This window comes from Methyloceanibacter marginalis, assembly GCF_001723295.1.
Classification (GTDB): Bacteria; Pseudomonadota; Alphaproteobacteria; order Rhizobiales; family Methyloligellaceae; genus Methyloceanibacter; species Methyloceanibacter marginalis.
This window is the reverse complement of the sequence record NZ_LPWD01000163.1, coordinates 1-6,596: the sequence shown is the minus strand read 5'-3', so window position 1 is coordinate 6,596 and position 6,596 is coordinate 1. Positions and strand designations below refer to the sequence as shown.

The window sequence follows — 6,596 nt, the reverse complement described above, 5'->3', positions numbered from 1 at the left end:
GATCATCAAGGCCAGCGTTTCCCGAAATTAGCGCCCACGCGCCACCCTCTCCGGCGCATCTCGGGCAAGCTCAAGCAACTCCGGCCGCCACCCGGGGTACGACCCGCGAAGACCTTGGCTTCAGCTTCTCTAGCGCCAATCTAGAACGGATTCCAGGTGGGCTGGCGGGTATATTTCAGGTAGCCGATATTTGCGCCCAACCTAAGGCCGACGCCCGAGCGAATTGGCGCCAGGACCAGGTCGTTTCGGGCCAGATATGTGACGCCAACGCCGCCGATGAAATAGGCGGATCCGTCGACCCCGGCGAATCTGTCGTAAATCTGGCCGGGGCTCCCGAGATTGTAGACCAGGACCATGGTCTTCGACCCTGCGGCGCCGAAATCGTAGCCGACTGACGGCCCCTGCCAGAAGACGCGGTGCTCGCCGGCATCCTTCGTGTGGAGCACGCCTTCGCCATAGCGGAGACCGGCGACGAAGGCGCCGCCCGCTTCCTCGCCCAAGATGTAGCCGTTTGGCCGTCCCGAGCGCTGAAAGGCGTATTCCACCACCTTGGCGAAGCCGACCGAGACCTTGCCGAAGAAGCGGTGCCCGGTGCCTTTGATCTCCTCCATGGAGAAGGTGCCCTCACCGTTGTCGGGAAGCTTCTCCGAGGCATAGCCTTGGCCGGGCTGGTAAGTTTCCGCCGCGTTGCCGCCTTGAGGGTAACCGCCTGGCGCATAAGGGCTTGTCGCGCCACCCGCGGAGGGCGGGGGCGGGGTGTTCGGCTCGGCGCCCTGGATCATGTCGGCGTACGACTCCGGGGTGATGACCATGGCGTCGTCGTCTTGGGCCGATGCTGGCGATAGAGGAAAACAGTAGAGAAAGATCGCCGAAATCACGGCAATCGCGGTGCTGGTGGAACGCATGACTATGCCCTCGGGCTCGAAGCCGGCGTGCCCTGCCGGCCGGCGGGGCCACGGCCCCGACCGCTATGGTTTACCGAAACAGTTACCAAACGGTGGAAGCGTTATCGGGGCGTTAAGACCGTGCGTCCCCAGGCGATGAAGCTCGCGTTGCGCAATCCCTCTCGCGTCTTGCCGTAGCGGAACCGCGCGCCGCTCGGGTCGACCACATGGCCGCCGGCGGCTTCCAGGACGGCCTGGCCCGCGGCCGTGTCCCACTCCATGGTCGGTCCGAAGCGGGGATAGACGTCCGCGCGTCCCCGCGCGATCTCCAGGAACTTGACCGAGGAGCCCGCACCGTAGCGCTCCGAAATGTTGAATCCTTCCAGGAACTTCTCCGTCTCCTCATCGAGATGCGAGAGGCTCACGAGCGCCGTGAGCCCGTTGGGGTCTCCTTGCCGCGCATGGAGGCGCTTGCGATCGAGCGCCTCGAGATCGGCGCCATTCGCGTCCGGCGCCATCTCCGCCTCGATTGCCACGCCGTCGGCCGTGGTCACGGCCAAGAGCGCGCGCGCCGGCGCGTAGACGAGACCAAAGCGCGGAACGCCTTCCTCGATCAGGGCCACATTCACGGTGAAATCCGTGCGTTTTTTGATGAATTCTTTCGTGCCGTCGAGCGGATCCACGAGGAAAAAGCGTGCGCCGAGCGGCGCCGTACGGTCGGCCGCGGTCTCCTCGGAGACGATCGGAATATCGGGGGCAAAATCCCTCAGGGCGGCAAGGAGGACAACTTCCGAGTCACGATCTGCCTTGGTGAGGGGGGAGTCGTCGGCTTTGGTCTCGACCTCGGTCGTCCCGCCGTAATGGGCCATGATGGCCGCGCCGGCCTTGGCGGCGGCGTGGGTGAGAATGTCGGCGGCGCGGCCGAGATCGAAATCGGGCTTGGGCTCGGGGGCGAGCGCGGTTGTATGTCTTGGTGCTGACAAGGCAAGATGCTCCAAAGGGATGCTGATTCGTTTCGCGCTTTCGCGCGCGTCTAAGGTGAGCCCTTCCTGTAACAGAAATTCGTGCGCGGACCACGTGATCTCCGCAAAATGCCTGCGGAGGCGAAGGGGGAGGAGGCCATGACAGAGCCTACGGCACTTGGCGATCTTGATCTGGCGGCGCTGGTATCGAGCCGCATCTGCCATGACGTCATCAATCCCGTCTCGGCGATCTCCAATGGCTTGGAGATGCTCGCCGAGGAACCGGACGATGAGATGCGCGAGGCGGCGATGGACCTCATTCGCAAGAGCGCCGCGCAGGCCTCCGCCAAGCTGCAATTTGCGCGCTTGGCTTTCGGGGCTGCGGGCTCAGCAGGCGCGGAGATCGATCTGCGCGACGCGGAGAAGGTGGCGCGCGAATTCGCCAAAGGCAGCGGCAAGCACGAGGTCGTGTGGAACGGCCCGCCGCTGACGGTGGCGAAGAACAAGGTCAAGCTTCTGCTCAATCTGGTGGCGCTCGGCATCGTGGCGCTGCCCCGCGGAGGCACGGTGAGCGTCGAGATCTCGGGCGATCCCGCCAATATCGCCTTTGCCGTCAACGCCAAGGGCACCGCCGCGCGTCTGAACGACCAGGTCAAGGCTCTGTTGTCGGGCGGAAACGGGGTGGAGGTCGATGCCCACTCGATTCAGCCTTATTATGCCCGGCGCGTGGCCGCTGCCGCCGGCATGACCGTGACGGCCGAGGCCGAGGGCGAAGAGGTCCGCTTCACAGCCACCTGACCCCCGGAAAACCGCCATTCCGAGGCGGTCTTTCCCCCGCTGGTCACAGAACGTAAACCAGAATCCGTCGACAATCGCCGCCCAGACTTCCGCGGGATGTATGCGGCGCGAATCAGGTCATTCGCGTCGAGGGCGAGTGATGGACGAATTACTGGCAGAGTTCCTGACCGAGACCAGCGAGCGGCTCGACCAGCTCGACGTCAATCTCGTGCGGTTCGAGCAAGAGCCAAACGACGGGGAGATGCTCAACGCCATCTTCCGCCTCGTTCATACGGTCAAGGGGACGTGCGGTTTTCTCGGCTTGGAGCGGCTCGCCAAGCTCGCCCATGCCGCCGAGACCCTGATGGGTCAGTACCGCGACGGGGCGCCGGTCACCGTCGAGGGGGTGAGCGTCATTCTCGCCAGCTTGGACCGGATCAAGGATATCCTCGCGGGGTTGGAACAGGCGGGCGCCGAGCCCCAGGGCTGCGACGACGATCTGATCGAAGCGCTTCAGGAACTGGCCGAGGGGAGCGCGCTGGCGCAACCCGGTGACAGAACATATCGGGAGCCGCCGGCCGAGCATGACCTCGCGGTGGATTGGGCCGGCAGCGTGACCCCTGGCTACGCCACACTCGAGGAGCTCGAGCGCGCCTGGCAAGAGACCCCGGGCCCCGACATGGCTCCGCAGAAAGACTTGGCGGCGGAGTCTGTCTTGGAACGAGAGCCCGGGCTCGAGGCCCTGCGGCGCGCTGCGGAGGACGACCGCCCCTCTTTCTCCGAGGGCGTCGGCAAGGACGTGACCGCACGGATGCAAACCGTGCGCGTTTCCGTCGACACGCTTGAACATTTGATGACGACGGTGAGCGAGCTCGTGCTCACCCGCAATCAGTTGCTCGACCTCGTCCGCCGCTCCGGCGAGACCGAGTTCAAGACTCCCTTGCAGCGCCTGTCGAACGTGACGGTCGAGCTGCAAGAAGGGATCATGAAGGCCCGCATGCAGCCGATCGCCAATGCCTGGCAAAAGCTGCCGCGGCAGGTGCGCGACTTGTCCATCGAGCTCGGCAAGAAGATCGAGCTGGAAATGAGCGGCGGCGCCACCGAGCTCGATCGTCAGGTGCTTGAGCTGATCAAGGACCCTCTCACCCACATGATCCGCAACTCGGCGGATCACGGCCTAGAGACAGAGCATGAGCGGGTCATGGCCGGCAAACCGGCGACCGGTCAGATCAAGCTCAGCGCGTCCCAGCAAGGCGGCTACATTCTGATCGAAATGTCCGACGACGGGCGCGGGCTCGATGTGCAGAAGGTCCGGGCCAAGGCGCTCGAGAACGGTCTCACCACTTTGGCCGACCTCGACCGCATGAGCGACGCCGAGATCTTCAAGTTCATCTTCAAGCCGGGCTTCTCCACCGCCAGTGCCATCAGCGAAGTCTCAGGCCGCGGCGTGGGCATGGACGTGGTCCGCAGCAATATCGAGCAGATCGGCGGTACGGTCGATCTGCTGTCCACATCGCCCGCGGGCACGACCTCGTCATCAAGATCCCGCTGACCTTGGCGATCATGGCGGCCCTCATCGTGGAGGCGGCCGGCATGCGCTTCGCCATCCCGCAGTTCAGCGTGGTCGAGCTGGTGCGGACAGGGTCGCCGCGGGGCATCCCGTCGAGCTGATCAACAATACGGCGGTCTTGCGCCTACGGGACAAGCTCTTGCCGTTGCTCGACTTCGCACCGCTGCTCGGCTTGCGGAACGGCGAGACGGACGTTTCGCGCATGACCCATGAGGGCATGACCGCAGTGGTCGTCCAAGTCGGCACCAAGCATGCCGGTGTGCTGGTCGACAACGTCTTCCGTACCGAAGAAATCGTGGTGAAGCCGCTGTCGAGCGTGCTGCGCCATATCAGCATGTTCTCCGGAAATACGATCCTAGGCGACGGTAGCGTGATCATGATCGTCGATCCAAATGCGCTGGGCACTGCGGTGGGCTCGATCGACACGCATGCAGCGCTCGCGCAAGCGGTACCCCAAGAGACCTCCGACGCGGAGCAGAACAGGACCGCATTGCTCTTGTTCCGGGCGGGCTCCAAGACCCTGAAGGCCGTGCCGTTGTCCCTCATCACGCGGCTTGAAGAGATTGCCCTCGATACGATCGAGCACTGCAACGGCCAAGACGTGGTGCAGTACCGGGGTTCGCTGATGCCGCTTATTCCCGTGCAGGCGAACCGGGCGCAGCCCCAGAGCGGCTTTCAGCCGGTGCTCGTCTTTACGGACGGCGCTCACCCGGCGGGTCTCGTCATCGATGAGATCGTTGATATCGTCGAGGAGCCCTTGGTCATCGATCTTCAGGCCGAAGCACCTGGCGTCATTGGCGCGGCGATCATCCGCGACAAGGCCGTCGAGATCGTCGACGTGTCCCATTATCTCGGCTCGGTGTTCGACGCGCATCGCACGATGCCTCCGGAGTCCGAGCGGGCGTTGCGGGTCTTGCTCGTGGACGACAGCCAGTTCTTCCGCAACATGCTGGCGCCGCTATTGCGGGCAAGCGGCTACGAAGTGGCGCTTGCCGCCTCGGCCGAGGAGGCGCTTGCCCTCAAGGACAAGGGCGAACGCTTCGACCTCATCGTCAGCGATATCGACATGCCCGGCATGGACGGGCTTGATCTCGCCAAGAACCTCAAGGCCGGCTCGAGCTGGGCCGAGATTCCGCTTATCGCGCTTTCGTCGCATGCGAACCCGCAGCTCGTCGAAAAGAGCCGGGCGGCGGGCTTCGAGAGCTTCGTCGGCAAGTTCGACCGGCAAACACTGATGCACGCACTTCAGGATTGCTTCAAGGGATGGGGAGCGGCGGCATGAACCGCGGGATGCATGACGGGCAGTCGCAGGGTTTTGTCACGGTCTTCACCGCAGGCCAGCTTTTCGCGCTGAAATTAGAGCGCGTACGCGATGTCTTCGTGCCGCAAGCACTTTCCACCGTTCCGCTCGCACCGCCGGAGGTCGCGGGGTTGCTCAACCTTCGTGGCCGCATCGTCACCGCGCTCGATCTTCGCCGGCGGCTTGGACTCCCGCCGCGCGAGGACGGCAAGCCCACAGTGGCCGTCGGCATCGAGGAACGCGGGGAGTTGTATGGATTGATCGCGGACAAAGTGGGCGACGTGATGTGGCTGCCGGCGTCGCAATACGAGACGGTGCCCACCAATCTCGATCCTCGTTGGGCGCAGGTTTGCGCAGGGGTCTACCGTCTCGACGGCCAGATCTTGATGGTGCTCGACGTCGACAAGATTCTCGACTTTAGCCAGTTCGGTGCCGCCGCCTAGGAAGCTTCCAGCGGGTCACGAGGAGGAGAAGACATGAAACACTGTTTGGTCGTGGATGACAGCGCCGTCATCCGCAAGGTGGCCCGACGCATCCTGGACGACCTCAGCTTCTCCTCATCGGAGGCCGAGAACGGACGCGAAGCGCTGGACCAGTGCCGTACGACGATGCCGGATGCCGTGCTGCTCGATTGGAACATGCCGGTGATGGACGGCATCGCCTTTCTAGTGGCGCTGCGCAAGGAGGCGGGCGGCGACGAGCCGAAGGTGATTTTCTGCACGACGGAGAACGACGTCGAGCATATCACGCGGGCGATCTCGGCCGGCGCAACGAGTACATCATGAAGCCCTTCGATCGCGACATCATCGAAGCAAAGTTTCATGAGGTTGGGCTGATCTAGCCCGGCGATGTCCGGCTACGGCGCGATTATGCAAGAAGCGACAGCCGCTCGGGCTGAATGGCCAGCTGCCGATAAGCTGACAAGGGTCATGATCGTCGACGATTCGGCGGTCGTGCGCGGCCTCGTTGCGCGCTGGATCGAGGAGGAGCCGGGCCTCGAAGTCGTGGCGCGCCACGCCAACGGCAAGCTCGCCGTCCAGGACGTGGTCCGCAGTGCACCCGACGTCATTCTGCTCGATATCGACATGCCGGTGATGGACGGC

The 6,596-nt window shown here is 64.1% G+C and carries 5 protein-coding genes and 2 pseudogenes; 5 read left to right on the top strand and 2 right to left on the bottom strand.

Annotated features, from left to right (window positions below):
- Positions 1-140: 140 nt before the first annotated feature.
- Both AUC71_RS06790 and cysQ read right to left on the bottom strand, forming a co-directional pair.
- Positions 141-782, bottom strand: a complete 642-nt coding sequence (locus AUC71_RS06790) for a DUF1134 domain-containing protein (protein WP_141701514.1) — start codon at positions 780-782, stop codon at positions 141-143.
- Between the two features lie 224 nt (positions 783-1,006).
- Complete coding sequence (gene cysQ / locus AUC71_RS06785) at positions 1,007-1,867, bottom strand: 3'(2'),5'-bisphosphate nucleotidase CysQ (protein WP_204376659.1); 861 nt, start codon at positions 1,865-1,867, stop codon at positions 1,007-1,009.
- 138 nt (positions 1,868-2,005) lie between these two features.
- On the opposite strand from cysQ, the gene chpT reads away from it, so the two are divergent.
- The 5 genes and pseudogenes from chpT to AUC71_RS06760 form a co-directional block, all read left to right on the top strand.
- A complete protein-coding gene (gene chpT, locus AUC71_RS06780; RefSeq protein ID WP_069623660.1) occupies positions 2,006-2,644 on the top strand; it encodes a histidine phosphotransferase ChpT in 639 nt (212 codons plus the stop codon).
- Positions 2,645-2,783: 139 nt separating this feature from the next.
- Positions 2,784-5,475 (top strand): annotated as a pseudogene (locus tag AUC71_RS06775) (hybrid sensor histidine kinase/response regulator).
- Positions 5,472-5,936 (top strand): chemotaxis protein CheW, encoded by a 465-nt coding sequence (locus tag AUC71_RS06770; protein ID WP_069623659.1) that lies wholly within the window; start codon positions 5,472-5,474, stop codon positions 5,934-5,936. Before AUC71_RS06775 ends, AUC71_RS06770 begins: the two are co-directional and overlap by 4 nt.
- Before the next feature lie 33 nt (positions 5,937-5,969).
- Positions 5,970-6,334 (top strand): annotated as a pseudogene (locus AUC71_RS06765) (response regulator).
- Between the two features lie 7 nt (positions 6,335-6,341).
- On the top strand, positions 6,342-6,596 hold a 255-nt coding region (locus AUC71_RS06760; RefSeq protein ID WP_342021805.1), incomplete at its 3' end, for a response regulator.

What these genes read in the sequence shown, in the direction of transcription:
- AUC71_RS06790 (WP_141701514.1), bottom strand. Translation starts at nt 782, where the DNA reads ATGATCCAGGGCGCCGAGCCGAACACCCCGCCCCCGCCCTCCGCGGGT.
- chpT (WP_069623660.1), top strand. Translation starts at nt 2,006, where the DNA reads ATGACAGAGCCTACGGCACTTGGCGATCTTGATCTGGCGGCGCTGGTA.
- AUC71_RS06770 (WP_069623659.1), top strand. Translation starts at nt 5,472, where the DNA reads ATGAACCGCGGGATGCATGACGGGCAGTCGCAGGGTTTTGTCACGGTC.